Below are 25,209 nucleotides of genomic sequence, written 5' to 3'. Positions count from 1 at the left end.
AGTGTATCAGTTAGGGCTGCTGTATTGCTGCGAGCTTCCAGTCGCCACCGTTCTGGCGTGTGAAGGTCCACAGTTCGGTTGTTTCCGTCGGCCGATCGGCTTCGCCCGCGACGATCTTGCCGCTGGCGCGATCGCGCATCACGTCGTGAGACTCGTAGCGCAAGGCAGCCGTCGCGTAGTCGCGATCAGCTTCGCGCCAGCTCTCCGCAATATCGGCCTCCAGCAGGGCGACGTTCGACACATCATTCCTGATGCCCTTCTTGGCATTGTCGGCAAGTTCTTCGGAAAGGTACGACACCATCTCGGGGGTCGCCAGCCGGCGCAAGCCAGCATGATCTTCACGCCCGAATGCTTCCTGAACCTCCGTCAACCGCTGCTGGAATGTGTCGAGGTCGGCCTGCGTCATTGTAATTTCATCGGAGGCTTGAGCCGTCCGGCCGAATCCAGACCCGATGCCTGGGATGGGGAAAGACGAGACATTGTCCGCCTCGGGCTGGGCTGCCGCGTTTCGCCCAAAGTTCCCCATGCTCCGCGGAACGCCGGCCATGGCGGGCGCCTGGTTGCGTGCCGATTGCGACCGGAAAAAGCGGATCGCCAACATGATCGCGCCGCCGATCAGCAGCCCTTGAAGAAGCAGGCCCAATATGCCGGCCAAGCCGCCGAACCCTTGGCCCAAAAGCAGTCCGATCAGACCGCCGAGCAGCAGGCCGCGCATCATCGAACCACCGAGGCCGTTGAACAACCCTGGTCGTTGGGATGCCGGCGCCTGGCGGGCCGCATTGTTGGTTGCGGTATTGGGCGTCATCGAGCGCTCGACCGGCGCGGCCGGCTGTGGCGCGGTCCTGGTCGGCGGGACCGACTGGAAAGTGCGCGTGCCGCGGCTGCCGAAGCTGCCGCCACGGCGCGCTTCAGCGTAATCGGCGGTGACCATGGACAATGCCAGGAACAGTCCTGCAAACAAAACTGCAAACCGGCTCGAACGCGAAATCATCATGGCAAATCCCTAGGCGATACTCTTCGCGGTCATATGGGGTGCGCCGATCGAAATATCAGTGGGCCCACCTTCCATATTCGGCCATTGAGGAGAATTCCAGGGCCGCCTCGACCCCAGACACGGCAGCTGACCGTGATCCTTCTGCCGCCTTGTGCGTTGTCGCCTGAGGCACACCGAGGAGACGAACGGTGTTTGCAGGTTTCAGAGCCACCAGCTTGCAACTGGACGACACGACCATTTTCGCAAGGGTCGGCGGAACCGGTCCGCCGCTGCTGCTGCTTCATGGCTTTCCCGAAACGCATCTGATGTGGAGGGATATCGCCATGGCCTTGGCGCCCCGCTTTACGGTGATCGCCGCCGATCTTCGAGGCTATGGGCAAAGCGGCTGCCCGATCTCCTCTGCCGATCATAGCCCATACGCCAAGCGCGCCATGGCCGGCGACATGGCTCAAGTCATGAAGCGGCTGGGGTTTGAGCAGTTCATGGTTGCCGGACATGATCGTGGCGGGCGGGTCGCCTATCGTCTGGCGCTCGACCATCCCGATGAAATCTCCAAAGCCGCGGTCCTCGACGTCATCCCCACCGCTACCGCATGGGATAGGGCGGACGCCAGACTGGCTCTCAGCTTCTGGCCCTGGAGCCTTCTCGCGCAACCGGAGCCGCTGCCGGAGCGACTGATAGGCGCGGCGCCCGATGCCATCGTCGACAATGCGATTGTGCAGTGGGGGTCGCCGGCAGAAATGTTCTCCGCGGAGGTCAGGGACGCCTATGTCGAGGCGCTTCGCGATCCCGTTCATATTCATGCGATTTGCGAAGAGTATCGGGCCGCTGCCACGATCGATCGTGAACATGACGCGGCGGACCAAGCAAGCGGCCGTCGCATTGAGTGTCCGCTGTTGGCACTATGGAGTAGCGAAGGCGGCCTTGAGACCTGGTATGGCAGGGAAGGCGGACCGCTGGCTATTTGGAGGAAATGGGCCGACAGAGTTGAAGGAAGACCCGTTCCAGGCGGGCACTTCTTTCCAGAAGAGCACCCTCACGAGACCGCAGCGGCTCTCTCGAAATTCTTCGAGGACAATAGGGGGAATGACGCCCAGAGCAGAGTGTTGTAGATGTTCACATGCCTCATTCGCCCGTCCGGCGTCAAATCTGCTTGATAAAATGAAAGCCATCTCTACAGCCACGGCCCTGATATCCAGCCTCGTGTTTGTCGGAGGTTGCGCATCGCCCTTCCATGCATCCTTTGATGCCGCGAAATACGACAGAATGAGTTGCGTCGAACTCAACGTGGCCATGGGCGAAGTCGCCAAGGAGCTGTCGGCGACAGCGATCACCCGGGGCAAAGTCGCGAAAACCAACATTCCGAACTGGCTATGGGGAGCCCGGCGTGTCGCCTCTACCGTGACTGCCCGCCAGAGCGCGAAAATCGAGCAATTGCAGCAGCAGGAGGCCGCAATCGCAGCGGTGAGACGAAGCAGGTGCTGATTGCGCGCCGGCGTGAGAGCCTGCTGCCGAAGGCCGAAACGATCGATTTCGCAGGACATGGCATTGGAGCCGAGGCTCGACGGCTCCATGGAGTCTGTCATCCTCACCGTCACGGCTTCAGTCTCGGCGACACGGCCATGCCGAGGAAAACGATAACGGCCTGATTGAGGCGCAGGATGTCCGCGTCGTCCAACCGCCCGATATTTGCGCCGATCCTGGACTTTGGGACCGTGGTGATCTTGTCCACCATCAGTCGGCAGACGGCGAGCAGTCCGTTGCGCTCGTTCGGCTCGACGGCCAGACGGAACAATGGCGCGTCCGTCTCGTCGGTCGTGCAGCCGCAGATGGTGATCGAATCCGTCGCATCAAAACTGTCATCCTGGATGATGACGACAGGACGCGGTCTGCCGGCGTAATCCTTGCCGCCGGCGACCGTCCAGATATCGCCACGCTTCATTCATCACCCCGATCCGATATCGCGTCCCAATCGGAAATCATGTCAATGAACGCCTGATCCTCGCTTGCATGGGCGCTTGCCGCAACCGCCAGTGACTGGCGATGCGCTTCCGAACGGAAGGCCGGCGCACGCACGTCCGGCACCCAGATCTGTATCGGGCGCAAACCTTGCTGGCGCAGACGTTCACGATGTCCCCGCACCTTCATGCCCGAGGACTTGGGCTTCGATGCCGAGGCCATGACGATTCTCCTGCCAGTGGTTACATGTAACCTATTGCAGAGGGCGAGCTTTGACCAGTCCTCATCGGAAAGCCCGCACCGGGCTACGACACCGGCTGTGACTTGCTGCTATTGCATGCCATGCTACCCTATTGGCTTCAGCCGTTTCGCGGATTGCCTGCAGCCGACGGGCGAAGTCGCCAATCGTCCCCCGCTCCTCGGCGATCGCCTTGAGGTCGAGCAGAAGACCGGTGGCCGTATCGTAGCCGGGAGCGTTGCGGCGTAGCAGCTTCATAGCCGATCCTCGTCTCACAAGTCAGTTCCGGGACGGAGCTTTGTCGAGATCGATACCGCGAGTCTGACACCTTCTGCACAGGAATTTGCCGTTCATGCGGCGGATGAACTGTTGAAAGGCAGCCGGTCTGTCGTAGATTTGCCAAGCGCGAACGACAGCGAGGACGCCATGAAGAAAGAAGAGCTGGAATCAATCCTTTGCCGTGGCAGGCCCGGCTTCGATCTCGGTCCGATAGAAGATCAACTGCATGACTTGGCAAGCGATCGGCAATTTCCCGACGTCGCAATCGCTCACTGCATCGCAAGGATTGAAGAATCCGCTCCCGCGCTGCGGGCGATCCTCACAAGAGCGGCCGAAGGAGAGCATCTGTCGCGGGAAGATGAGATGCGGCTCTTGCGAGGCATTTACATTCTGGGCGGCGCTCGCGACACTGAAACGTTCGGACCGTTGCTGCGCCTGCTGCGCCGGCCGGGACGCGAGCTCGATGACCTGCTCGGCGACGTGGTGACCGAGAGCATGGCGCGTATCGTCGCCGGCGTATTTGATGGCGACGCCGACCCTTTGTTCAGCTTGATCAGCGACCGCTCCGTCGATCAATTCGTCCGCGATACAGTTTTCGGCGCAGCGACCTTCCTGACCTGGGAAGGCCGCATCGAGCTTGACCGAATGCGAGATTTTCTCGAGCGATTCCACACCGAGAGGCTGGCCGATGACGACGATTTTGCCTGGATCGGCTGGCTGGAGGCAATCGCCCGGCTTGGCTTGCGCAATCTTGCATCGCTTGTTCACAGCGCCTGGCGCGACGGCCGCATCCCAATGGGCATGCTTGAACTCAGTGATTTCGAAGACGATCTCCTGGCAGCCGAGCAAAACCCGAACGATATCGACCGATTCAAGCGCGCCGGTCTCGGCTATGTCGACGATGTGCTTGAAGCGTTGGAATGGACCAGCCACCTTGAGTATTTTGGCGAGGAAGATTGGCAATCGACCTTGCCGGAACAAACTTGGCTCGACGAGCTGAAGAGCCTGACAGCGCCGGTCACAAACCCTTGGCGCCATGTCGGACGGAATGATCCGTGTCCCTGTGGAAGCGGCAAGAAAGCGAAGAAATGCTGTCTCGCAAACTGACCTTGCTGCAGCACCGGCGGCTTTGATCTTTGGCTGTCTCAGGCCGAACCTCCGGATTGATGCGCAGCGATTGCGCCGAGAAATATCTCGCCGAATTCCCTGAGCTTGGCGGCGCCGACGCCGTTGACTGCGGCGAAGGCGTCGAGGTCGCGCGGGCAGCGTTCGGCCATATCGATCAGCGTACGATCCGAGAAGATAACGAAGGCCGGCACCTGGCGCTCCCGAGCGAGACGCAGCCGTACCGCCTTGAGCGAGGCCAACAGCGCGGTATCCAGGTCTTCCGTGCCCGCGGCATCATCCGGGACGGGACGTGCCCTTCAGGGCGTTCCGGGGCGCGGCGCCGCTACGCGATACCGGAACGGGACCTCGCCGCGGGCCAGTTCACGGCCCTTTTCGGCGATGGCGAGGCCGCCATGGCCGCCTGAGTCCAATGTCAGAAACCCTCCCGCGACAAGCTGACGGATCAGCGACAGCCACACCTCCTTCTTGTGGGTCACCCCGGTCCCGAAGCTGGCAAGCCTGTGATGGTTCCTGGCCAGGACCTTCTCGGTTTCATGGCCGAGCAGGACATCGACGATATGGGCCGCACCGAAGCGCTCGCCGGTCTGCGCGATGGCCGCGAGGATGATCCGCGCCTCCGCCTCGCCGTCCGCATGTGGCGTCTGGTCAAGGCAGTTGTCGCAATTGCCGCAAGGCATTGCTGTTTCGCCGAAGTAGCCAAGCAGGATCTGGCGGCGGCACTGGGCCGTTTCGCAATAACCGATCAGCGTATCGAGCCGGCCATGCGCGCGCCTTTTATGCTCCGCCGGCGCGTCCTCGTCGTCGATGAAAAGCCGCCGCATGCGGATATCGCCGAGACCGAAGAGCATGTGTGCCTCGGCAGCCCGCCCGTCGCGGCCGGCACGCCCGATTTCCTGATAGTAGGCTTCGAGGCTGCCCGGCAGGTCGGTGTGGAAGACATAGGCGACATCCGGCTTGTCGATCCCCATCCCGAAGGCGATGGTCGCCACCATCACGACGCCGGACAAGGTCATGAATGCGTTTTGATTCGCTTCACGCGCGTCCTTGCTCATGCCGGCATGATAGGCGAGCGCGCGGACGCCGTTCTTCTCGAGGAACGCCGCCATCTCTTCCGTCTTCTTGCGCGACAGGCAATAGACGATCCCGCTGCGGCCGGCATGACGCTGCACGAAGCTCAGCAACTGGCGCTTGCTGTCCTGCTTGGCCTCGAGGCCAAGCTTGATGTTCGGCCGGTCGAAACCCAGCACCAGGGTTTCGACTTGCCCGGCGAACAGCTGTGCGGCGATGTCGGTGCGCGTCGTCTCGTCCGCTGTCGCCGTCAGCGCAATGATCGGCACATCAGGGAAAATGTCGCGCAGCCGCGACAACTCTTCATATTCGCGCCGGAACGCTGGGCCCCATTGGGAGATGCAATGCGCCTCGTCGACAGCGATCAGCCGGATGTCGAGCCTGGCCAGCGCCTCGAGCATCCGCGCGGTCATGAGCCGCTCCGGCGCTAGGTAGAGCAGGCGGGTTTGGCCCGCCGCAACGCGGCGCCATGCGGCGACATTGGCATCGCGGTCGAGTGAGGAATTGATCGTATCGGCGGCCACGCCAGCAAGACGCAATGCGGCGACCTGGTCCTGCATCAGCGCCACCAGCGGCGAAACGACAATGGTGAGCCCGCCCAGGACCAGCGCCGGGACCTGGTAGCAGAGCGATTTCCCAGCCCCGGTCGGCATGACGGCCAACACATGACGCCCGGCCAGCAGCGCTTCCGTCACCGCGTCCTGGCCGGGACGAAAATCGTCGAAGCCGAACACGTCCTTCAAGACGCGCCGCTTAGGTTCCTCCGTCGGGACGCTCGCCGCCGATATCTGCATCAGGGAATTTCTATGATCGGCGCCGCCTGAAAAGGCAGTGTCGGAACGGCTGGGAACAGCGGCGACGTGACCTGCCACAGTTCCCCCGCCAATCTGCAGATGCCTGCCTTGACCGCAGATTCGAATGCTCGATCACCCCTCAAGTCCCGTCTCCGTCGGCGCCGTCTGAAAGAATATCTCCCTCATTGGCGGATATGGGATCGTGATTCCAGCCCCTATTCGCTTTGGCTGTGAATATCGCGCCGGCTCTGGCCGGTTAATCCTATCTTCACCATAATTCGGCAGATTCAGGTTCTGCGGTGATGTTTTGAGTACCGCGGCGCCACAAGCGCCCAGGCAACACGCCCGCGTCTCTCCGGAGGCGCGGGCTTTTTGCTTGCGGGATATGCTGGAAAGGATAGGCACGATCCACCGTATCGCCAGCGCCTGAGCCCGGCTGCCTCTCGCAACCGGGAAATGCACCGACATCTGGGTCCATCTGTACGGTCTTGGTCGACTCAGTGAAAGAAAGACGCCGCGTTTGGGCCAGCTCGCATTGAGCAAGCGCGCGATTGCAAAATTCGTGTATGATTTACGGCTATGGCGTCATCCGGTATCTTGACCTTCTTCTCCCAAATCGAGCTCCCAACCCTCATTCTTGAGGATGTCCGGTCGACCGGGGACCGGCGTCCAGAAGTGTCCGGCGAGAGTGGGATTCGCTAGCCAAAATGCACTGGCTTCATGGTGAAATGCCCAGAACCTTATCCTTTCTTGATCAAAGCGCACTTCGCCCTTTCGTAGGACAGCCAAGGGTTCGCGCACGATCTCCGAAGCGTATCAGACTGGCGACATCAGGGAGGTGTTCAGGAAAGCGATTCAGGAGCGGCGTCGGCCATCTTACCGCCATATCGGAGCCGTACACGTCAACACGCTCACCCTCGCGCAGAGGGGGCATCGGCGGACGGTCGAGATGCTTGCCCTTCGCACGGTGCTCGGTCAGTTCGCGCAGCAGTCTTCGCCATTTGCCTTTCAGCGGCACCAGCGCGTGTATGAGGAGATCGCGGTACCGGCCAGAAACGATGGCGGCTGGATCGAAAAGCTCGACTGGAAGAGTCCATATAGGAAAATTGCGAGGGTCAAGAGCGTCCTCTATACGTGCTTCGGCTGACATGCACTCCAAGCGCGCGATACGTTCGCGCCTTGCTCTCCGGTTTACTGCACTCATCTCTCGATGAGGACTGGATTTGGCAAGTCTCTCTCGTCGGGCGCGTTCCTGCCGCTGCCATCTGGCAAAAGCCTTTTGCCACTCGCTCAGAGCGGACCTCGTCGCGCGATCCTGATTTTCTGGATTAACGAGTTCTAATGCCTGCTCCAGACCAATTGCGTCCGGGTCCATCGATTTGGGTAGCGAGAAATTCCACGAAGTCTTTGACGATCTCGTTTTGAGAAACGGCGCGCCGCTTAGCGGTACGACAACGACAACGAACTCGCCGCTCGCCGGATCCATCCCCAACCGGCGTTCTATCGGGCCCGTCCATCGTTCGATCCTGCCGAGTTCCACCGCAAGCCCTCGCGCCTCCCGCAACTCGACAATATGTCTTTCCAAAGAAAAATGGTGTGCGCCAAAAGGCGTGTAGGGGTTGCGCCGGTTCTTCTCGGTCCATTCCAGCAAGTCTGCCAACTCAAGACAGTCGATCCGATCCTTAATGCACTGGAGGACATGCTTAGTCGGTGTGGTCGATCCTCCGCCCGACTTCGGTTTCATCTGCTCACACAAGACAAGCCCGCGATAAAAGCTCAACACACTTTGCCTATTTAGTGTCCCGGCGATCCTTTCCCACCATCCTGCGTCGGCGATCCCTATCGACGAAGCAGGCTTAAAGCAGTCGAGCGCATATCGATCCCGTTTCGGGTCAACAAAACGCTGACAACTGCCTATCCCAACAAGTGCGTCCACGAAGTCTTGCCGCGTCACACCGGTGCCTGCCAGAAACTTGGCGTCCATCTCAGCCAGCTTGAAGTCGGAAACAAGATCGAAACTGACTCGGGCCGACCTCCTCCAGCGTCTCTGCGCCTCTTCATTCTTCCGGCCGAACAGTTCTATGGACAGTTCCAGGTCTATCGCGTCCGGCACATAGCCTGAGACGGGGAGAAAGTTGGCTGCTTCCGGCCCGTCGCCTATCTGAAGGAAGGCCCCATAACGGCCTTGGGCAATATAAATGCATTCTCGCGTCCCGGGACGTTTTCCGATCGCGCGTCGCATATCAAGCTTCCTCCTCAGAGAGTTGGCCGCGTCCTATAGTGGATCCCACCTCTGTCATGCTGCAGCCGGGATTGGCTAGGTGTGGAGTAGGCCTGATTAAGGTTTTGCGGGTCAAGCGATGAATGAGGACGTCTGATAGGGACTGTCAGGAATTCTGTGCGCGAGGCCGGTTTCGTCATTCTCGCCAAAGAGGACAACGCGGTTTTACACTACGACGGGATTGAATGGCCGCCCCCAGTCTACCTGCGAGTTGTCCACCATCACGTCCACGAAAACTGGCATTACGAAGCCCAATATCGCCGTGCCGTCCGGCAACTGACTTCGGTTCATTGCGCTGTTCCAAGTCGAACCGCAATGGACGGTCTGATTGCGCAGGACTTAAAGTCGGTCGAAAACAAAGCTCAGGACGCGGGCAACGTCACCTGGAATGCAACTGCAAAGGCACGCGCGGAGCACTTGAAGCGGTTCTCACAATCTTCGAAACCCGCTATTCCGTTGTGGTGCTGCCAGAACGGGTTGAAGACGTAGCGGTTTTCCATAAGCATCCTAACGGGACCAGAAAAACGCTGCCAGAACGCCTTGTAGAGGGGAAGGTACCGGGCATGGGGGATCTTGGCAGTCCTGCTCTTCGGGCCGGATCCACGCCGCGATGACCTGCGTGCGCGCGCCTTCAGTCGATAAAATCGGCGCGGTGCGGTGTAAAGCTGTCGACCAGGCGCCCGGCCTCGAGCGCCTTGACGCCGTGAACCAAATTGGAAGGCACAATGAAGCTGCTTCCCGCTTCCAGGATCTCGGTCCTGCCGTCGATGGTGACCTCGAAACGGCCTTCTGCGACGTAGCTCGCCTGGACATGCGGGTGCGAATGCAGCGCGCCGACACCGCCCTTGTCGAAACCGAATTCGACCATCATCAGTTCGTCCGTGTGCAGCAGCACACGCCTGCGATTGCCATCCGGGGTCGGCGTCCACGCGCCCTCGCCGGCGTGCGAGAAGATCTTCGTTCCGGTCATCGCCAAATCCTCCTCATCGCGCCAGCCAGCCGCCGTCCACCGGCACCACCGCGCCATGCATGTAGTTGGACGCCGGCGCCAGCAGGAAGACGGCCGCGTCGCCGATGTCTTCCGGCTCGCCCCAGCGCCCAGCCGGAATGCGCGCCAGAATGGCGGCGCTGCGGTCTGGATCGGCACGCAGCGCCTCGGTGTTGTTGGTTTCGATATAGCCGGGCGCAATGCTGTTGACGTTGATGCCTTTCGACGCCCATTCGCAGGCGAGTAATCGGGTGATGCCGAGCACGCCGTGTTTCGAGGCGGTATAGGAGGCGACGCGGATGCCGCCCTGGAAGCTCAGCACGGAGGCAATGTTCACGATCTTGCCGCGCCGTCCCGGGTTCGCAAGCACGCGCTGGGCAAAGCTCTGGCTGAGAAAAAAGACCGTCTTCAGATTGACGTCGATGACGTCGTCCCAATCGGCTTCCGCCAAATCGACGGCGTCGGCGCGCCGGATGATGCCGGCATTGTTGACTAGCCCATCGAGCGGCCCGGTTTCCTCCCAGATGCGATCGAACATCGCCTGGGCGGCGGCATGATCGGCAAGATCGCAGCGCACCGCCTCGAAGCGTCCGCCCGCCGCGGCGATCTGTTCCGCTGTCTCATCCGTCGCCGAACGGCCGACGCCGACCACAGCACCACCGGCGCGCGCGATCGACAGGGCGATGCTTTGGCCGATGCCGGTATTGGCGCCGGTGACGAGGATGCGCTTGCCGGCCAGGCTGAAAGCCGAGAGGTCGCTCACCGCAGCTCTTCCATCGCTACCGGATCGACGTCGGTATAGTCGACATTGTCGCCGGCCATCGCCCAGATGAAGGCATAGTTGGACGTGCCGGCGCCCGAATGGATCGACCATCCCGGCGACAGCACTGCTTCTTCATTGCGCATGACGAGATGGCGAGTCTCGTCCGGCTCGCCCATGAAATGGAATACGCGCGCCGCCTCCGGCAGGTCGAAATAGAGATAGGCCTCCATGCGCCGGTCATGCACATGGCACGGCATGGTGTTCCAGACCGAGCCGGACGCAAGCTGGGTCATGCCGACGACCAGCTGGCAGGTTTTGACGCCTTCGGCATGGATGAACTGGAAGATCGAGCGCTCGTTGCAGGTCGCCTGGCTGCCTAGATCGAGCCGCTTGGCATCGCCGATGCGGATCAGCTGGCTGGGATGGTTCTGATGCGCCGGCGCGCTCAGCAGATAGAACTTGGCCGGCTCAGCTGGATTGACCGAGGCGAACGACACCTCATCGGCGCCCATGCCGAGATACAGCATGTCGCGCGGCTGCAGCTCGTAGGACTGGCCGCTCGCCTTCACGATGCCGGCGCCGCCGATGTTGACAGCGATCATTTCGCGGCGATCGAGAAAGTTCTTGGTCCCGGTCGGCTTGATCGCCTGCAGCGGAAGCGGTACCCCGGCAGGCATGGCGCCGCCGACGATCATGCGGTCGTAATGGGTATAGGTCAGGCCGATGCGGCCGAGCTGGAACAGGCCTTCGATCAGAAAATTATGGCGAAGCTCGTCCGTCCCCATCGCCGCGGCGGTAACAGGGTCGATGGCGAAGCGCGAGGTGAACTCCGTGTGGTTTTCAGTGTGATTCATTGCTGTCCCATTGGGCTGCCTCATTGATCATTCGGTTGCCGCGGCCTTGACCGAGTCGGCATAAAAAATCTGACGTGCATGCAGGCGCTCACGATAGCGCTGCTGGCTGGCGGTGAGATGCGCGCGCATGGCTTCGCGCGCGGACTCGGCATCGCCTGATGTAATGGCGTTCAGGATCACCAGATGCTCGCCTTGCAGCCCGCGCTGGTAGACGTCGGATTGGGCGAGTTCGGTGGACCATGGCGACGTCACGTCGCAAGGAATGGCGCGCCGGCCGAGCACGTCGAGCATCTCGACATAGAACGGATTGTTGGTGGCGCTGGCGATCGCCCGGTGGAAGGCAAGGTCGGCCGGACCTGTCGGCTCACTGTTCAAGAGCAGCCGCTCGAACTCGAAGAACGCCTCCTGGATCGCTGCTTCCTGCGCGGCGTTGCGACGGATGGCGGCGAGCCCGGCGGACTCGATCTCGATCGCCAGGCGCACCTCGAGCACGTTGAGGGCGATCGAATCCTTGCTGCCCATGTCCGCGGCCAGTGTGCCGAACATCGTCGAGATATGCTCGGTGACGAAGACCCCGGCGCCCTGGCGCGGCTCGACCAGACCGTCGGCGGCAAGCTTGACCAGCGCTTCGCGGATGACGGTGCGGCTGACCCCGAAGGTTTCGGTCAGCTGGCCCTCGGTCGGCAGCTTTTGACCCGGCTGGATCCCGCCCCCCTGCAACTGCTTGCGGATCGCCGCGACCACGGTCTCCGACAGCTTGGGCTTGCGTTCGATCTTCAGGCTGGTCGCGATATCCGATGCCATTGCCAACCCCTATTTGAAGACGCTCGGCAACCATAGCGAGATGGCCGGGATGTAAGTGACGAGCCCCAGCACCAAGAGGCCCGCCCCATAGAACGGCCAGATCGAGCGCATCGCTTCCCAGACGGATATCTTGCCCACTGCGCACGCCACGAACTGCACTGCGCCCACCGGCGGCGTGTTCAGCCCGATGCCGAAGTTGAGGATCATGATCACGCCGAAATGCACCGGATCGACGCCGTAGGCCTGCGCCACGGGCAGGAAGATCGGCGTGCAAATGATGATCGTCGGCCCCATGTCCATGAACGTGCCGAGGAACAGCATCAAGATGTTGAGCAGGAGAAGCACGACCAGCGGATCTTCCGAGATCGCGTTCATCGAGGCTATCAGCGCTGCCGGCACTTTCAGGAAGGCCATCAACCACGAGAACGCCGCTGCCATACCGATGATGAGCAGCACCATGGCCGTGGTGCGCACGGCGCCATGGGTGGCATGAACGAAACCTTCCCAAGTCATCTGCCGGTAGACCAGGACAGTCACGAGCAACGCATAAATGACGGCGATGCAGGAACTCTCGGTGGCCGTGAAAACGCCCGATCGCACGCCGCCGAAGATGATCGCGATCAGCAGCAGGCCGGGCACAGCGACAGCGAAGAGATGCGCGACCGCGGCGAAGCCCGGAAACGGCTCGGTCGGATAACCGCGGGAGCGCGCCACGAAGTAGGCGGTGATCATCAATGCCAGAGCCAATAGCAGGCCCGGGATGATGCCGGCCGTGAACAGGTCGGCGATGGAGATCTTTCCGCCTGCCGAAATCGAGTAGATGATCATGTTGTGCGACGGCGGCAGGAGCAGCGCAATCAGCGCCCCCATCGAGGTGACGTTGACGGCGTAATCCGCTCCATATCCACGCGCCTTCATCTGCGGGATCATCAAGCCACCTACCGCCGCTGCCTCCGCCACCGCGGAACCCGAAATGCCGCCGAACAGTGTAGCGGTCGCGATGTTGACCTGCCCGAGGCCGCCGCGCATGTGGCCGACAAGCGAGCCGGCGAAGGCAACGATCTTGCTGGCGATGCCGCCGCGCACCATCAAATCGCCGGCGTAGATGAAGAACGGAATGGCCAGCAGCGAAAAGACGCTCATGCCGGAATTCAGGCGCTGGAACACGATGAGCGGCGGCAGGCCCATGTAGAGGACGGTGGCAAAGCTTGCGACGCCAAGGCAGAAAGCGATCGGCGTGCCGATAAGCATCAGCACGGTGAAGACGCCAAAGAGTATCCAGAGTTCCATGGCGTCAGACCTTCACGTTTGCTGTGTCGAGTTCAGCTGCGACTTCCGCCGGCGGCAGTTCATCGAGCGCATCGTCGATCGGCGCACCGGAGAGGCGCAGCACGATGCGCTCCAGCGTGAACAGCACGATGAGCGCACCTCCCGCGACAAGCGGGACGTAGTCCCAGCCCCCTGATATGCCGAGCGACGGCAAGGTGGCGCCCCAGGTTAATGCGACCAGCTGGCTGCCATACCAGATCATGCCGATGCCGAAGGCGAGCGCGACGAGGTCCGAGATCATCCTCAGCCAACGCTTGCCGCCTTTCGGCAGCACGTAGAGCAGGACGTCGAAGCCGAGGTGATAGTTCTCGCGCACCCCGACGGCAGCGCCAAGGAAAATGAACCAGCTCATCAGCATCACCGAGCCCTGCTCGGTCCAGCTTGGCGAGCGGTTCAGAACATAGCGGCCGAACACCTGCCAGGCGACGAAGGCGGTCATCAGCACCAGCCCGACGCCGGCGATCCACAGCGCCGCCGTACTGACGCGCGACATCACGCGCGCGATGCCGGACAGGGGCGGTCTCTGTTCTGAGCTGGAGGTCACCGGTTCTCTCCGCAAGAGGATGGCGGCGCGGAAATCCCCGCGCCGCCGCTTGATCACTGCACGGCCCTGATGGCCTCGACCATCGCCTTCAGCTTGTCGTCCTTGACGTGCTTTTCGTAGACCGGGCCCATCGCGTCGATGAAGGGCTGCTTGTCCGGCGTCGTGATCTGCGAACCGGCCGCCTCGACCTTGGCACGCGATTCCTTGACCTTGGCGGCCCACAGCTCACGCTGCTTGGCGACGCTTTCCTTCGCGGCGGCCTTGAAGATCGCCTGGTCTTCCGGGGTCAGCTTGTCCCAGCTCGACTTCGCCATGACGAAGGCTTCCGGCACCATCGTGTGCTCGTCAAGCGAATAGAACTTGGCGACTTCCGCATGCTTGGCCGTGTCGTAGCTCGGAAAATTGTTCTCCGCGCCGTCGATGACTCCGGTCTCGATCGCCGAATACACCTCGCCATATGGCATCGGCGTCGCGTTGGCGCCGAGTGCCGCCACCATGTCGACGAAGATGTCGGACTGGATGACGCGGAATTTCATGCCCGCCATATCGGCTACCGAGTTGATCGGCTTCTTCGAATTGTAGAAGGAGCGGGCGCCGCCGTCATAAAAGGCGAGCAGCACCAGCCCGACCTGTTCGAATGCCGCCGCGATCTGATCGCCGACCGGTCCGTCCATGACCTTGTGCATATGGTCTTCCGAGCGGAAGATGTACGGCAGCGAGGGCACGGTGGTTTCGGGGATGAGCCCGTTGAACGGTGCCATCGAGACGCGGTTGAGGTCGATCACGCCGGAGCGCACCTGCTCGATCGTGTCCTTTTCCTCGCCGAGTTGCGCGGAATGATAGACATCGACCGAATAGCGGCCGGCTGTGCGCTCCTTCACAAGCTCGCCAAAATATTTGACCGCCTCGACCGTCGGATAGCCGTCCGGGTGCGTGTCGGACGAGCGCAGGACCGTCTGGGCGCTTGCCGTTCCGGCCATCAGTGCGGCGGCAAGTAGCGTAGCTCCCGCCAGTCTGGAAAAATGCAGCATTGGTTTCCTCCCGTTGAAACGATGGCGGCAAGCGCCGTTAAAGCCGGTACGCCTTTTTCGCGAGCGTATAGGCCAGATCCTGCGCCAGCTCGTGCGCCTCGTCCTCGCGGAGCCGGTGCTCGGCGACGAGACGCGCAAGAAAGGCACAATCGACCCGACGCGCCACATCGTGGCGAGCCGGGATGGATGGAAAGGCGCGGGTGTCGTCGTTGAAGCCGACGGTGTTGTAGAATCCGGCCGTCTCGGTCGTCATCTCGCGGAACCGGCGCATGCCCTCGGGGCTGTCGTGAAACCACCAGGCCGGCCCGAGTTTTAGCGCCGGGTAAACGCCGGCGAGCGGCGCCAGTTCGCGCGCATAGCTGCTCTCGTCGAGTGTGAAGAGGATGATGGTTAGGTCACGCTCCAGCCCGACGCAGTCGAGCAGCGGCTTCAGCGCCGTCACATAGTCGGTTCTGGTCGGGATATCGAAGCCCTTGTCCCTGCCGAACCTCTGGAAGACGGAAGGCGAATGATTGCGCCAGGAGCCGGGATGGATCTGCAGGACCAGGCCATCGTCGCGGCTCATCTTGGCCATCTCGGTCAGCATCTGGGCGCGAAACAGTTTTCGCTCGCGCTCGTCATCCGAGCCCCGGCGGATGCGGTCGAACAGCTCCTGCGCGGCGGCATCCGACAGATTGGCGGTCTCCGCCGTCGGATGGCCGTGATCCGACGCGGTCGCGCCGAAACTCTTGAAGAAGGCCCTTCTCTGGCGATGCGCATCGAGATAGCCGGCCCAGTTGCCGGTGTCGCAGCCGGTGATTGCTCCGAGCTGGTCGAGATTGGCCGAAAAGCCTTCGAAATCGGGATCGACGACGGCGTCCGGCCGATAGGCGGTGACGACGCGGCCCTCCCAGCCGCTGTCGCGGATCATCTGGTGCCATCTGAGATCGTCGAGCGCGCCTTCGGTCGTCGCGATGACCTCAATGTTGAAGCGCTCGAACAGCGCCCGCGGGCGAAAATTCTCCCACTGCAGCAAGGTCGAGATCGTGTCGTAATGGCGGTCGGCGGTTGCGGCCGTCAGCGGCTCTTCGATGCCGAACAGATGGGCAAACACATGGTCGAACCACAGCCGCGTCGGCGTGCCGCGGAACAGGTAATAGTGCTCGGCGAAGCGCCGCCAGATCGTCCTGCCGTCGGTCTCCACCGGTGAGCCGTCGAGCGTTGGCACGCCGAGATCCTCGAGCCGGACGCCCTGGCTGAACAGCATGCGGAAGATGTAATGGTCCGGCACAACAAGCAATTGCGCCGGATCGGCAAACGCCTCGTTGAGGGCATACCAGCGCGGATCGGTGTGACCGTGCGGGCTGACGATCGGCAGCTCCTTTACAGCTGCGTAGAGATCGCGGGCGAGCGAGAGTGGACGCACCTCGGACGGAAACAGCAGATCCGGATCGGTCAATGCGGCCACGTCGTTCCTCCCAATCTGGCATCGGTAGGATCGGAAAGAAATAATGTCAACATACAAAAAGTAGATTGTTGTATGATGACTTTTACGCAGCGCCAGCCCATTGTGCGGGAAAGAAACGGATGTTACGCCGCATGTTGGCCACGCCCGGCACGAGCTCGATCAGACCCATCGCACGATGACAGACAGACGCCTTTCCAACAGCACGCGGCAGGCATTGCCGGCCTCGGTCGCGGTCCCTGGATACGACCGCGACAGTGTCGTGCCCGGCATCGTCCATCTCGGCGTCGGCGCATTCCACCGCGCCCATCAGGCAGCCTATGTCGATGACTGCCTGGCGGCGGGAGAGACGGATTGGGGCATTGTCGGCGTCTCGCTGCGCAGCGCCGATACACGCGACGCGCTGGCGCCTCAGGACGGGCTCTACACGCTGGCGGTCAGGAGCAGCGAGAGCGAAAGCCTGCGCGTCGTCGGCTCGATCCTGTCGATGCTGGTGGGCCCGGAAGATCCGGGCGCGGTGCTGGCCGCGCTGACCGATCCGCGCACCTCCATCGTCACGCTGACGATCACCGAAAAAGCCTATCTCAGGGCGGCGGGTGGCGGACTGGACACAGCCCATCCCGACATTGTCCATGACCTGGCGAACCCGCAGATGCCGCGCACGGCGCATGGTTTTCTGGCCGAATCGCTTTCGCGCCGCCGTGCCGCCGGCATCCGGCCATTCACCGTGCTGTGCTGCGACAATCTCCCGGCCAATGGCGCCACGCTGCACCGGCTGCTGGTCGAATTCGCCGCTTTGCGCGGCACCGATCTCGCCCGCCATATCGCCGACGAGGTGGCATTTCCGTCGAGCATGGTCGACCGCATCGTGCCGGCGACCACCCATGCCGACCGGGCACGGATATCAGGTCAGCTCGGCGTCGAGGACGCCTGGCCGGTCATGACCGAGCCGTTCTGCCAATGGGTCGTCGAAGACGATTTCCCGGCGGGCAGGCCGGACTGGGAAAAGTTCGGCGTCACCATGGTCGGTGATGTCGGGCCGTTCGAGGACATGAAGCTGCGCCTGCTCAACGGCTCGCATTCGGCCATCGCCTATCTTGGCCTGCTCAGTGGCCATGAGACGGTCGACCGCGCCTTCGCCGATCCGGCGCTCCGGCAATTCGTCGACGGATTGTGGGCCGAGGCCATCACGACGCTGCCGAAGGACGCCGGGCTCGACACGGCCGACTACACGGCCCAGCTCGCCAAGCGCTATTCGAACACCGCGCTCGCCCACCGGACGGCGCAGATCGCCAATGACGGCAGCCAGAAACTGCCGCAGCGCATCGTTGCCTCGGCCATGGAGCGGATGAGTGCCGGTGCCCCGCCCGCGCATCTGATGCTGGTGGTAGCCGCCTGGATCGCCGCTTGCGAGGCGCGCGGCGAAGCCTTGCCGGAAAACCATTTCACCGACCCGCTCGACACGTCGGTGGCCGCACTCGACACTCGGCACCTGTCGGCTGACGAAGCGGTGGCGGCGGTGTTCGACCTGGCCGGCTTCGCCAAGGGCGGTGCTGAGCGCCTGACGCTGATCGACCTCGCGGCCGCCCATCTCGAACGCCTGCGGCAGGGCGGCGTGGCTGCTGCTTTCACAGCGCTGGGCATAGTGAGTAAATGACGGTAGGGACGGATCCTAATTAGTGCCGTAATATCAGAGCGTAGCGGAGGTGCAGAGCTTTGACGTCGGCGGGACAGCGCCCCCCTCTGTCCTGCCGGACATCTCCCCCACAGGTGGGGAGATTGGCTGTCACTACGGCTTTCGCCAATCGCCAACGTCGCTGAGCGAGCGCCAGCGGCGAAGCTGGCAATCTCCCCCCAAGTGGGGGAGATGTCCGGCAGGACAGAGGGGGGCGCGAAGGATCGCTGCAGAACGCTCATTCTGCGCGACCAATGGCATGAATCCCAGGAGCTCCGCTTCGCCCTGGATGACGAGAGGGATAGCCCTGCTCTCTATGCAGGCAGGATGGCCCCTTCGAGCGTGGTGAGCTGGCTAAGGAACTGCTCGGCCTTGGTACGGGTCTGATCGTCCTTGGCGTCGGCGGCGTCTTCCCTGGCTTCCTGGATGCGGCGGGCAAGGTCGGCGCGGTCGATGTCGCCGACGGCTACCGCCGATTCAGCGAGCAGCGTGCAGCCGGCTGGAACGATGTCGGCAAAGCCGCCGAACACGACGTAACGCTCCTCCTGACCTGCCGCGGTCTTCACCGTGACGACGCCCGGCTTGATCGTGGTCATGACCGGAGCGTGATGCGCCATGACGGTCATCTCGCCTTCGGCGCCCGGAATGACGACAGATTCGACCTGCTCGGAAACCAGCAGGCGCTCCGGCGAGACCAGTTCGAATTTGAAAGCTTCAGGCATGATCAATTTAGCGAACAGCGAGTAGTGAGTAGCGAATAGACAAAACGCCCGGCTCACATCGCCCCTATTCGCTACTCCCTATTCGCTATTCGCTTCTTTACGCCGCTTCGGCCGCCAGGCGCTGAGCCTTCTCGACCGCTTCTTCGATGCCGCCAACCATGTAGAAAGCGGCTTCCGGCAGGTGGTCGTAGTCGCCGTTGCAGAGGCCCTTGAAGCCCTTGATGGTGTCGGCGAGGTCGACCAGCTTGCCCGGCGCGCCGGTGAACACTTCGGCGACGAAGAAGGGCTGCGACAGGAAGCGCTCGATCTTGCGGGCGCGGGCGACCGTCTGCTTGTCCTCTTCCGACAGCTCGTCCATGCCCAGGATGGCGATGATGTCCTGCAGCGACTTGTAGCGCTGCAGGATCGACTGCACCTGGCGGGCGACCTGGTAGTGCTCTTCGCCGACGACCATCGGGTCGAGCATGCGCGAGGTCGAATCGAGCGGATCGACGGCCGGATAGATGCCCTTTTCCGAGATCGCGCGGTTGAGCACGGTCGTCGCGTCGAGGTGGGCGAACGACGTCGCTGGCGCCGGGTCGGTCAGATCGTCGGCCGGCACGTAGATCGCCTGCACCGAGGTGATCGAGCCCTTGGTCGTCGTCGTGATGCGCTCCTGCAGCGCGCCCATGTCGGTGGCCAGCGTCGGCTGGTAGCCCACGGCCGACGGAATGCGGCCGAGCAGCGCCGACACTTCGGAGCCCGCCTGCGTGAAGCGGAAAATGTTGTCGACGAAGAACAGCACGTCCTGGCCCTGGTCGCGGAAATATTCGGCGACCGTCAGACCGGTCAGGCCGACGCGGGCGCGCGCACCCGGCGGCTCGTTCATCTGGCCATAGACGAGCGCCGCCTTGGATCCTTCGCCGCCGCCCTTCTTGTTGACGCCGGACTCGATGAACTCATGGTAGAGATCGTTGCCTTCGCGGGTGCGCTCGCCGACGCCGGCGAACACCGAAAAGCCGCCATGCGCCTTGGCGACGTTGTTGATCAGTTCCTGGATCAGCACGGTCTTGCCGACGCCAGCACCGCCGAACAGGCCGATCTTGCCGCCGCGGGCATAAGGCGCAAGCAGGTCGAGAACCTTGATGCCGGTGACCAGGATCTGCGCTTCCGTCGACTGCTCGACATAAGTCGGAGCCGGCTGGTGGATGGAGCGCATCTCGATGCCGTCGACCGGGCCTGCCTCGTCGACCGGTTCGCCGATGACGTTGATGATGCGACCGAGCATGCCTGGGCCGACCGGCACGGTGATCGGCGCGCCGGTGTCATAGACGTCCTGGCCGCGAACCAGACCTTCGGTCGAGTCCATGGCGATGCAGCGCACGGTGTTCTCGCCAAGATGCTGGGCCACCTCGAGCACGAGGCGATTGCCGACATTGGACGTTTCCAGAGCGTTGAGGATCGCCGGCAGATGTTCGCCGAACTGCACGTCGACAACGGCGCCGATGACCTGGCGAACCTTGCCGGCCAAGCCGGTCTTGTTGATGGCAACGGTCGGCGCCTTCGCCGCGGCAGCCTTGACGGGTGCCGCCGCTTTCTTGGCCGGAGCGGCCTTCGCGGCCGCTGCCGGGGCCTTTGCTGGTGCTGCCGCCTTCGCGGCGGTCTTCGGGGCCGCCTTCTGGGGGGTCGCTGCTTTCGCCATCGTCTTTACCCTTTTCGTCTCTTTGTTTCTCACGCGATCCGCCTGAAGGTCGTTGACCTTCATCGGAGCGCGCCTAGAGCGCCTCGGCGCCCGAAATGATTTCGATCAGTTCCTTGGTGATCTGCGCCTGCCGCTGGCGGTTGTAGGTGATCGACAATTTGTTGATCATGTCGCCGGCGTTGCGCGTCGCATTGTCCATGGCGCTCATCTTGGCGCCCATCTCGCCGGCCGCGTTTTCGAGCAGCGCACGAAAGACCTGGACGGAGATGTTGCGCGGGATGAGGTCGGAGAGGATTTCGCCCGGCTCCGGTTCGTATTCATAGACGGCGCTGCCGCCGTCCGTCGCCTCGGCGGGAGCGGAAGGCACGCCTGCTGGGATGATCTGCTGGGTCGTCGGGATCTGGCTGATCACCGACTTGAACTGCGAGTAGAACAGCGTGCAGATGTCGAAGCCGCCCTCGTTGAAGAGCTGGATGACTTTCTTGGCAATGGCATCGGCATTGACGAAGCCGAGCGTCTTCACTTCGCGCAGGTCGACGCGCTCGATGATCAGCGCCGCGTAGTCGCGACGCAGGATGTCGAACCCCTTCTTGCCGACGCAGATGATCTTGACCTGCTTGCCGTCGGCCAAAAGCTTGCGGATATGGTCGCGGGCAAGGCGTGCGATCTGCGAATTGAAGCCGCCGCACAGACCACGCTCGGCGGTGCAGACGACGAGCAGATGCACGTCGTCCTTACCAGTCCCGGTCATCAGCGCCGGAGCTTCGCCACCACCGCCGATCGCCTGAGTGATGTTGGCCAGAACCGCGCCCATGCGCTCCGAATAGGGGCGCGCGGCTTCCGCCGCCTCCTGTGCGCGGCGCAGCTTCGCCGCGGCGACCATCTGCATCGCCTTGGTGATCTTCTGCGTCGCCTTGACCGAGGCGATACGGTTACGAAGGTCTTTTAGTGAAGGCATGCTTCAAACCTGATCCCGTCCGTCCGGCTTCGTTCAAGCAAAGGTCTTGGCGAAGGTGTCGATCTCCGCCTTCAGCTTGGCGCGCAGATCGTCCGACAGCGCCTTCTCCTTGCGGATGCCGTCGAGCACCTCCTTGCCGGCCGAGCGCATGTGGCTGAGCAAGCCATGCTCGAATTTGCTGACCTGGTCGATTGCCAGCTTGTCGAGATAGCCGTTGACGCCGGCGAAGATCACCGCGACCTGTTCTTCGACCTTGAGCGGCGAGAATTGCGGCTGCTTCAGCAGTTCGGTCAGGCGCGCACCGCGGTTGAGCAGGCGCTGCGTAGCGGCGTCGAGGTCGGAGCCGAACTGGGCGAAGGCCGCCATTTCGCGGTACTGCGCGAGCTCGCCCTTGATCGAGCCGGCGACCTGCTTCATCGCCTTGATCTGCGCCGAGGAGCCGACGCGCGACACCGACAGGCCGACGTTGACCGCCGGGCGGACGCCCTGGAAGAACAGATTGGTTTCCAGGAAGATCTGGCCGTCGGTGATCGAGATGACGTTGGTCGGGATGTAGGCCGACACGTCGTTGGCCTGGGTCTCGATGATCGGCAGTGCCGTCAGCGAACCGCCGCCATTGTCGTCATTGAGCTTGGCGGCCCGCTCCAGAAGGCGCGAATGCAGGTAGAAGACGTCGCCCGGATAGGCTTCGCGGCCGGGCGGGCGGCGCAGCAGCAGCGACATCTGGCGGTAGGCGACAGCCTGCTTCGACAGATCGTCGTAGCTGATCAGCGCATGCATGCCGTTGTCGCGGAAATATTCGCCCATGGTGCAGGCGGTGAACGGCGCCAGGAACTGCATCGGCGCCGGATCGGAAGCGGTGGCGGCGATGATGATCGAATAGTCGAGCGCGCCGCGCTCTTCGAGAACTTTAACGAACTGCGCCACGGTCGAGCGCTTCTGGCCGACGGCGACGTAGACGCAGTAGAGCTTTTCCTTCTCCGGCCCGTGCTCGTGCACCGATTTCTGGTTGAGCATCGTGTCGAGGATGATCGCCGTCTTGCCGGTCTGGCGGTCGCCGATGACCAGCTCGCGCTGGCCGCGGCCGACCGGGATCAGCGCGTCGATGGCCTTGAGGCCGGTCGACATCGGCTCGTTCACCGATTTGCGCGGAATGATGCCGGGCGCCTTGACGTCGACACGCTTGCGCTCGGTCGCCTGGATCGGGCCCTTGCCGTCGATCGGGTTGCCGAGCGCATCGACAACGCGGCCGAGCAGGCCCATGCCGACAGGCGTGTCGACGATGGCGCCGGTGCGCTTGACGATGTCGCCTTCCTTGATGTCGCGGTCGGCGCCGAAGATGACGACGCCGACATTGTCGGCTTCGAGGTTGAGCGCCATGCCGCGGATGCCGCCGGGGAACTCGACCATCTCACCGGCCTGGACATTGTCGAGGCCATAGACGCGGGCGATGCCGTCGCCGACGGACAGAACCTGGCCGACTTCGGAGACCTCGGCCTCCTTGCCGAAATTCTTGATCTGGTCTTTCAGAATTGCGGAAATTTCCGCGGCGCGGATGTCCATCAGCCGACCTCTTTCAGTGCAAGCTTGAGCGAATTGAGTTTGGTTTTGAGCGACGTATCGATCTGGCGCGAGCCTATCTTGACCACCAGCCCGCCGAGCAGCGACGGATCGACGGTCACGGTGATCGCGACATCCTTGCCGGCAACGCTTTTCAGAGCCGCCTTCAGCTCGGTTTGCTGGGCGTCAGTCAGCGCGTGCGCCGAGGTAACTTCAGCGGCGGTCTCGCCACGATGCTCGGCGGCGATCTGGCGGAATGCCTTGATCACGCCGGGGATGGCGAACAGCCGGCGGTTCTGGGCGACGACGCGCAGGAAATTGCCGGTGAGGCCGGTGATCCCTGCCTTGTCGGCGATCGCCGCAATGGCCTTGGCCTGGTCCTCGCTGGAGAACACCGGGCTGTTGATCAGACGGGTCAGATCCGCGCTGCCGAGCATCGCCGCGAAACTGTTGAGGTCGGCCTCGACCTGGGCGACCGAATTCGCCTGGAGCGCGAGGTCGAACAGCGAACCTGCATAGCGCTCTGCGACACCTGAGATTGGCGATGACGATTGGGCCACGGACCGTCTTTTCTCTTGTCTGACAGGCCGCAGATTGTTTGCGCGAGTGAAAACTCTAGCTAAATCTTTGACCTTACTGCATTTTTCCAAGCACGGAGGCGCGGCTTCCGCTATCCCCGGCCGAAAGTCGATTGCCGTCTAGCACAGGCATTTTCAGACCGCAATGCGTCGTCCCGCATGGTTTTCAGGCACTATTGTCGCATCCGGCGGTGCGGTTTGACCGCCGGTCCCGAATTAGCCTTTGATTCAAGGCACAAAGCCGAAGGCGAAGGCAAGCGGCAGCACCGCCAGCACCAGTTCCACCACGATGGACGCCCAGTTGAAAGGTGTGTTGGCGCCGTCCGACATCATCGACAGCAGGCGGCCGAAGGCGGTGAACAGCCAGGAAAAGCCAAGCGCCATGTAGAGCAGCGGTTGCGCCAGCAGAATGCAGCACAGGCCCACGCCGAGATAGAAGCCCGACATCCTGCCGCGCCCTTCGGCGATCGCCGCCGCCTTCTCGGGCTTGACCTGCAGTCGCAGGATCCGAAAGGCCAGCCCGGGCGCCAGGAACAGCAGCAGGCCCAGCAACAAGGTCACGACGGCGCTCGACCATGCCAGCCACTCGCCCTGGCTCATCGGCCACGGAAACGCAAATTCCATACTGTCCCCTCGCAAATGGCTGTTTCGAAATTTCGGGCATTCTAGCCAAGGAAGAGACATGCGCCAGATGGCGTCGGCAATTTACGGGCGCGCATCAGTCCAACGCGAACGCGAACGTTGCCTCGGACGCGGCGCAGACCCCAGGATGACGAAGTCGGGGTGGCCTGCGCCTAATCGCAGATGTCGGAGATTGGCGGTTGGGGAACGATCGCTAACGGCTGCCGAAGATCGCCGAGCCAACCCTAACACTCGTCGCGCCGAAGGCGATCGCAGTCTCGTAATCGCCGGACATGCCCATGGAGAGCTTTTCGACCCCCGCCTCAAGCCCGAGTTTCTCCAGCAGCGCGAAATGCGGGCCGGGATTTTCGTCGGCCGGCGGAATGCACATCAAACCTTCGATAGCGAGGCCGTGGACGTCGCGGCAGCGGGCGACGAAGGCGACGGCCTTGCGTGGTTCGATGCCGGCCTTTTGCGGTTCCGAGCCGGTGTTGACCTGGACGTAGAGTTTTGGCGCCCGGCCTTGTCTGGCGATTTCCTTGGCGAGTTCGGCAGCGATCTTCTCGCGATCGACCGTCTCGATGACATCGAACAGCGCGACCGCTTCCTTCGCCTTGTTCGATTGCAGCGGACCGATCAGGTGCAGCTCGATGTCGGGGAAAGCTTGCTTCAGCGCCGGCCATTTGGCTTGTGCTTCCTGGACGCGGTTCTCGCCGAAGACACGCTGGCCGGCCTCGATGACCGGACCGATATCGGCGGCGTCGAAGGTCTTCGACACCGCGACCAGCGTCACCGCGCCGGCTTTCCGTCCCGCCTCGCGCTCGGCGGCGGCGATCTTCGCCTTAACCGTGAAAAACTGTTCGACGGCGCTCGCCATGCCTATATCCTGACTCTGGTTTTTGTCCTGGCCGAGGCG

General features: G+C 62.6%; 24 protein-coding genes and 1 pseudogene. 5 read left to right on the top strand and 20 right to left on the bottom strand.

Annotated elements, in window-relative coordinates; translation table 11 throughout:
• Positions 1-10 precede the first annotated feature (10 nt).
• The gene (locus NKH12_RS11725) at positions 11-991 is read right to left on the bottom strand and encodes a Tim44 domain-containing protein (protein ID WP_352953265.1); all 981 of its coding nucleotides are present in this window, start codon (positions 989-991) and stop codon (positions 11-13) included.
• Positions 992-1,182: 191 nt separating this feature from the next.
• Between NKH12_RS11725 and NKH12_RS11720 the strand changes: the two genes are divergently transcribed.
• Both NKH12_RS11720 and NKH12_RS11715 read left to right on the top strand, forming a co-directional pair.
• Entirely contained in the window at positions 1,183-2,106 is a 924-nt protein-coding gene (locus NKH12_RS11720; RefSeq protein ID WP_352953254.1) for an alpha/beta fold hydrolase, read from the top strand.
• 49 nt (positions 2,107-2,155) lie between these two features.
• On the top strand, positions 2,156-2,479 hold the full coding sequence (locus tag NKH12_RS11715) for a hypothetical protein (RefSeq protein WP_352953253.1): 324 nt from the start codon (positions 2,156-2,158) through the stop codon (positions 2,477-2,479).
• A 109-nt stretch (positions 2,480-2,588) separates the two neighbouring features.
• Here NKH12_RS11715 and NKH12_RS11710 read toward each other — a convergent pair whose 3' ends face one another.
• A complete protein-coding gene (locus NKH12_RS11710) occupies positions 2,589-2,936 on the bottom strand; it encodes a type II toxin-antitoxin system PemK/MazF family toxin (RefSeq protein ID WP_352953252.1) in 348 nt (115 codons plus the stop codon).
• Positions 2,933-3,175 carry an antitoxin MazE family protein gene (locus tag NKH12_RS11705; protein ID WP_352953251.1) on the bottom strand — a complete coding sequence of 81 codons (243 nt, stop codon included), beginning with the start codon at positions 3,173-3,175 and terminating at the stop codon, positions 2,933-2,935. Before NKH12_RS11705 ends, NKH12_RS11710 begins: the two co-directional genes overlap by 4 nt.
• 442 nt (positions 3,176-3,617) lie before the next feature.
• On the opposite strand from NKH12_RS11705, the gene NKH12_RS11700 reads away from it, so the two are divergent.
• Positions 3,618-4,577, top strand: coding sequence for a DUF1186 domain-containing protein (locus tag NKH12_RS11700; protein ID WP_352953250.1), 960 nt, complete (start codon positions 3,618-3,620; stop codon positions 4,575-4,577).
• Between the two features lie 38 nt (positions 4,578-4,615).
• Here the strand turns inward: NKH12_RS11700 and recQ are convergent.
• Positions 4,616-6,460: pseudogene (recQ, locus tag NKH12_RS11695) on the bottom strand (DNA helicase RecQ).
• Between the two features lie 754 nt (positions 6,461-7,214).
• Positions 7,215-8,702: a hypothetical protein gene (locus tag NKH12_RS11690; protein ID WP_352953249.1), complete on the bottom strand. Its 1,488-nt coding sequence runs from the start codon at positions 8,700-8,702 to the stop codon at positions 7,215-7,217.
• Between the two features lie 156 nt (positions 8,703-8,858).
• Here NKH12_RS11690 and NKH12_RS11685 point away from each other — a divergent pair, with 156 nt between their 5' ends.
• Entirely contained in the window at positions 8,859-9,230 is a 372-nt protein-coding gene (locus NKH12_RS11685) for a hypothetical protein (RefSeq protein ID WP_352953248.1), read from the top strand.
• Between the two features lie 142 nt (positions 9,231-9,372).
• Here NKH12_RS11685 and NKH12_RS11680 read toward each other — a convergent pair whose 3' ends face one another.
• The 8 genes from NKH12_RS11680 to uxaC all read right to left on the bottom strand — a co-directional run bounded on the left by NKH12_RS11680 (position 9,373) and on the right by uxaC (position 16,501).
• Positions 9,373-9,711 carry a cupin domain-containing protein gene (locus tag NKH12_RS11680; protein ID WP_126035635.1) on the bottom strand — a complete coding sequence of 113 codons (339 nt, stop codon included), beginning with the start codon at positions 9,709-9,711 and terminating at the stop codon, positions 9,373-9,375.
• A gap of 13 nt (positions 9,712-9,724) precedes the next feature.
• Positions 9,725-10,492: a 2-dehydro-3-deoxy-D-gluconate 5-dehydrogenase KduD gene (gene kduD, locus NKH12_RS11675; RefSeq protein ID WP_352953247.1), complete on the bottom strand. Its 768-nt coding sequence runs from the start codon at positions 10,490-10,492 to the stop codon at positions 9,725-9,727.
• Positions 10,489-11,346, bottom strand: a complete 858-nt coding sequence (gene kduI / locus NKH12_RS11670) for a 5-dehydro-4-deoxy-D-glucuronate isomerase (RefSeq protein WP_352953246.1) — start codon at positions 11,344-11,346, stop codon at positions 10,489-10,491. The genes kduD and kduI overlap by 4 nt, the downstream gene beginning before the upstream one ends.
• Positions 11,347-11,373: 27 nt before the next feature.
• A complete protein-coding gene (locus NKH12_RS11665; RefSeq protein WP_352953245.1) occupies positions 11,374-12,150 on the bottom strand; it encodes a FadR/GntR family transcriptional regulator in 777 nt (258 codons plus the stop codon).
• Positions 12,151-12,159: 9 nt separating this feature from the next.
• Positions 12,160-13,440 (bottom strand): TRAP transporter large permease, encoded by a 1,281-nt coding sequence (locus NKH12_RS11660; RefSeq protein WP_352953244.1) that lies wholly within the window; start codon positions 13,438-13,440, stop codon positions 12,160-12,162.
• Positions 13,441-13,444: 4 nt separating this feature from the next.
• On the bottom strand, positions 13,445-13,972 hold the full coding sequence (locus NKH12_RS11655; RefSeq protein ID WP_029349033.1) for a TRAP transporter small permease: 528 nt from the start codon (positions 13,970-13,972) through the stop codon (positions 13,445-13,447).
• A 104-nt stretch (positions 13,973-14,076) separates the two neighbouring features.
• Complete coding sequence (locus tag NKH12_RS11650) at positions 14,077-15,054, bottom strand: TRAP transporter substrate-binding protein (RefSeq protein ID WP_095495458.1); 978 nt, start codon at positions 15,052-15,054, stop codon at positions 14,077-14,079.
• Between the two features lie 37 nt (positions 15,055-15,091).
• A complete protein-coding gene (gene uxaC, locus NKH12_RS11645; protein ID WP_352953243.1) occupies positions 15,092-16,501 on the bottom strand; it encodes a glucuronate isomerase in 1,410 nt (469 codons plus the stop codon).
• Between the two features lie 175 nt (positions 16,502-16,676).
• Between uxaC and NKH12_RS11640 the strand changes: the two genes are divergently transcribed.
• A complete protein-coding gene (locus NKH12_RS11640) occupies positions 16,677-18,155 on the top strand; it encodes a mannitol dehydrogenase family protein (RefSeq protein WP_352953242.1) in 1,479 nt (492 codons plus the stop codon).
• A 332-nt stretch (positions 18,156-18,487) separates the two neighbouring features.
• Here the strand turns inward: NKH12_RS11640 and NKH12_RS11635 are convergent, their stop codons facing one another.
• The 7 genes from NKH12_RS11635 to NKH12_RS11605 all read right to left on the bottom strand — a co-directional run bounded on the left by NKH12_RS11635 (position 18,488) and on the right by NKH12_RS11605 (position 25,170).
• Positions 18,488-18,895 carry a F0F1 ATP synthase subunit epsilon gene (locus tag NKH12_RS11635; RefSeq protein WP_352953241.1) on the bottom strand — a complete coding sequence of 136 codons (408 nt, stop codon included), beginning with the start codon at positions 18,893-18,895 and terminating at the stop codon, positions 18,488-18,490.
• A 97-nt stretch (positions 18,896-18,992) separates the two neighbouring features.
• Positions 18,993-20,576 carry a F0F1 ATP synthase subunit beta gene (gene atpD, locus NKH12_RS11630; protein WP_352953240.1) on the bottom strand — a complete coding sequence of 528 codons (1,584 nt, stop codon included), beginning with the start codon at positions 20,574-20,576 and terminating at the stop codon, positions 18,993-18,995.
• A 73-nt stretch (positions 20,577-20,649) separates the two neighbouring features.
• Complete coding sequence (locus NKH12_RS11625; RefSeq protein ID WP_352953239.1) at positions 20,650-21,534, bottom strand: F0F1 ATP synthase subunit gamma; 885 nt, start codon at positions 21,532-21,534, stop codon at positions 20,650-20,652.
• Positions 21,535-21,567: 33 nt separating this feature from the next.
• Complete coding sequence (gene atpA, locus NKH12_RS11620) at positions 21,568-23,097, bottom strand: F0F1 ATP synthase subunit alpha (protein ID WP_029349046.1); 1,530 nt, start codon at positions 23,095-23,097, stop codon at positions 21,568-21,570.
• Positions 23,097-23,654: a F0F1 ATP synthase subunit delta gene (locus NKH12_RS11615; RefSeq protein WP_352953238.1), complete on the bottom strand. Its 558-nt coding sequence runs from the start codon at positions 23,652-23,654 to the stop codon at positions 23,097-23,099. The genes atpA and NKH12_RS11615 overlap by 1 nt, the downstream gene beginning before the upstream one ends.
• Positions 23,655-23,900: 246 nt before the next feature.
• Positions 23,901-24,296, bottom strand: a complete 396-nt coding sequence (locus NKH12_RS11610; RefSeq protein WP_352953237.1) for an AGROH133_08824 family phage infection protein — start codon at positions 24,294-24,296, stop codon at positions 23,901-23,903.
• Positions 24,297-24,507: 211 nt separating this feature from the next.
• Complete coding sequence (locus NKH12_RS11605; protein ID WP_352953236.1) at positions 24,508-25,170, bottom strand: YggS family pyridoxal phosphate-dependent enzyme; 663 nt, start codon at positions 25,168-25,170, stop codon at positions 24,508-24,510.
• Between the last annotated feature and the right edge of the window lie 39 nt (positions 25,171-25,209).

Source organism: Mesorhizobium sp. M1322 (assembly GCF_040318085.1).
Classification (GTDB): Bacteria; Pseudomonadota; Alphaproteobacteria; order Rhizobiales; family Rhizobiaceae; genus Mesorhizobium.
Note: the sequence above shows the minus strand (reverse complement) of the source record. Positions and strands in the feature narration are given on the sequence as shown.

Excerpts from the sequence above, each read along its gene's own strand:
- NKH12_RS11725 (WP_352953265.1), bottom strand. The coding sequence starts at position 991 with ATGATTTCGCGTTCGAGCCGGTTTGCAGTTTTGTTTGCAGGACTGTTC.
- NKH12_RS11715 (WP_352953253.1), top strand. The coding sequence starts at position 2,156 with ATGAAAGCCATCTCTACAGCCACGGCCCTGATATCCAGCCTCGTGTTT.
- NKH12_RS11710 (WP_352953252.1), bottom strand. The coding sequence starts at position 2,936 with ATGAAGCGTGGCGATATCTGGACGGTCGCCGGCGGCAAGGATTACGCC.
- NKH12_RS11705 (WP_352953251.1), bottom strand. The coding sequence starts at position 3,175 with ATGGCCTCGGCATCGAAGCCCAAGTCCTCGGGCATGAAGGTGCGGGGA.
- NKH12_RS11700 (WP_352953250.1), top strand. The coding sequence starts at position 3,618 with ATGAAGAAAGAAGAGCTGGAATCAATCCTTTGCCGTGGCAGGCCCGGC.
- NKH12_RS11690 (WP_352953249.1), bottom strand. The coding sequence starts at position 8,702 with ATGCGACGCGCGATCGGAAAACGTCCCGGGACGCGAGAATGCATTTAT.
- NKH12_RS11680 (WP_126035635.1), bottom strand. The coding sequence starts at position 9,711 with ATGACCGGAACGAAGATCTTCTCGCACGCCGGCGAGGGCGCGTGGACG.
- kduI (WP_352953246.1), bottom strand. The coding sequence starts at position 11,346 with ATGAATCACACTGAAAACCACACGGAGTTCACCTCGCGCTTCGCCATC.
- NKH12_RS11665 (WP_352953245.1), bottom strand. The coding sequence starts at position 12,150 with ATGGCATCGGATATCGCGACCAGCCTGAAGATCGAACGCAAGCCCAAG.
- NKH12_RS11660 (WP_352953244.1), bottom strand. The coding sequence starts at position 13,440 with ATGGAACTCTGGATACTCTTTGGCGTCTTCACCGTGCTGATGCTTATC.
- NKH12_RS11655 (WP_029349033.1), bottom strand. The coding sequence starts at position 13,972 with ATGTCGCGCGTCAGTACGGCGGCGCTGTGGATCGCCGGCGTCGGGCTG.
- NKH12_RS11650 (WP_095495458.1), bottom strand. The coding sequence starts at position 15,054 with ATGCTGCATTTTTCCAGACTGGCGGGAGCTACGCTACTTGCCGCCGCA.
- NKH12_RS11640 (WP_352953242.1), top strand. The coding sequence starts at position 16,677 with ATGACAGACAGACGCCTTTCCAACAGCACGCGGCAGGCATTGCCGGCC.
- NKH12_RS11635 (WP_352953241.1), bottom strand. The coding sequence starts at position 18,895 with ATGCCTGAAGCTTTCAAATTCGAACTGGTCTCGCCGGAGCGCCTGCTG.
- atpD (WP_352953240.1), bottom strand. The coding sequence starts at position 20,576 with ATGGCGAAAGCAGCGACCCCCCAGAAGGCGGCCCCGAAGACCGCCGCG.
- NKH12_RS11625 (WP_352953239.1), bottom strand. The coding sequence starts at position 21,534 with ATGCCTTCACTAAAAGACCTTCGTAACCGTATCGCCTCGGTCAAGGCG.
- atpA (WP_029349046.1), bottom strand. The coding sequence starts at position 23,097 with ATGGACATCCGCGCCGCGGAAATTTCCGCAATTCTGAAAGACCAGATC.
- NKH12_RS11610 (WP_352953237.1), bottom strand. The coding sequence starts at position 24,296 with ATGGAATTTGCGTTTCCGTGGCCGATGAGCCAGGGCGAGTGGCTGGCA.
- NKH12_RS11605 (WP_352953236.1), bottom strand. The coding sequence starts at position 25,170 with ATGGCGAGCGCCGTCGAACAGTTTTTCACGGTTAAGGCGAAGATCGCC.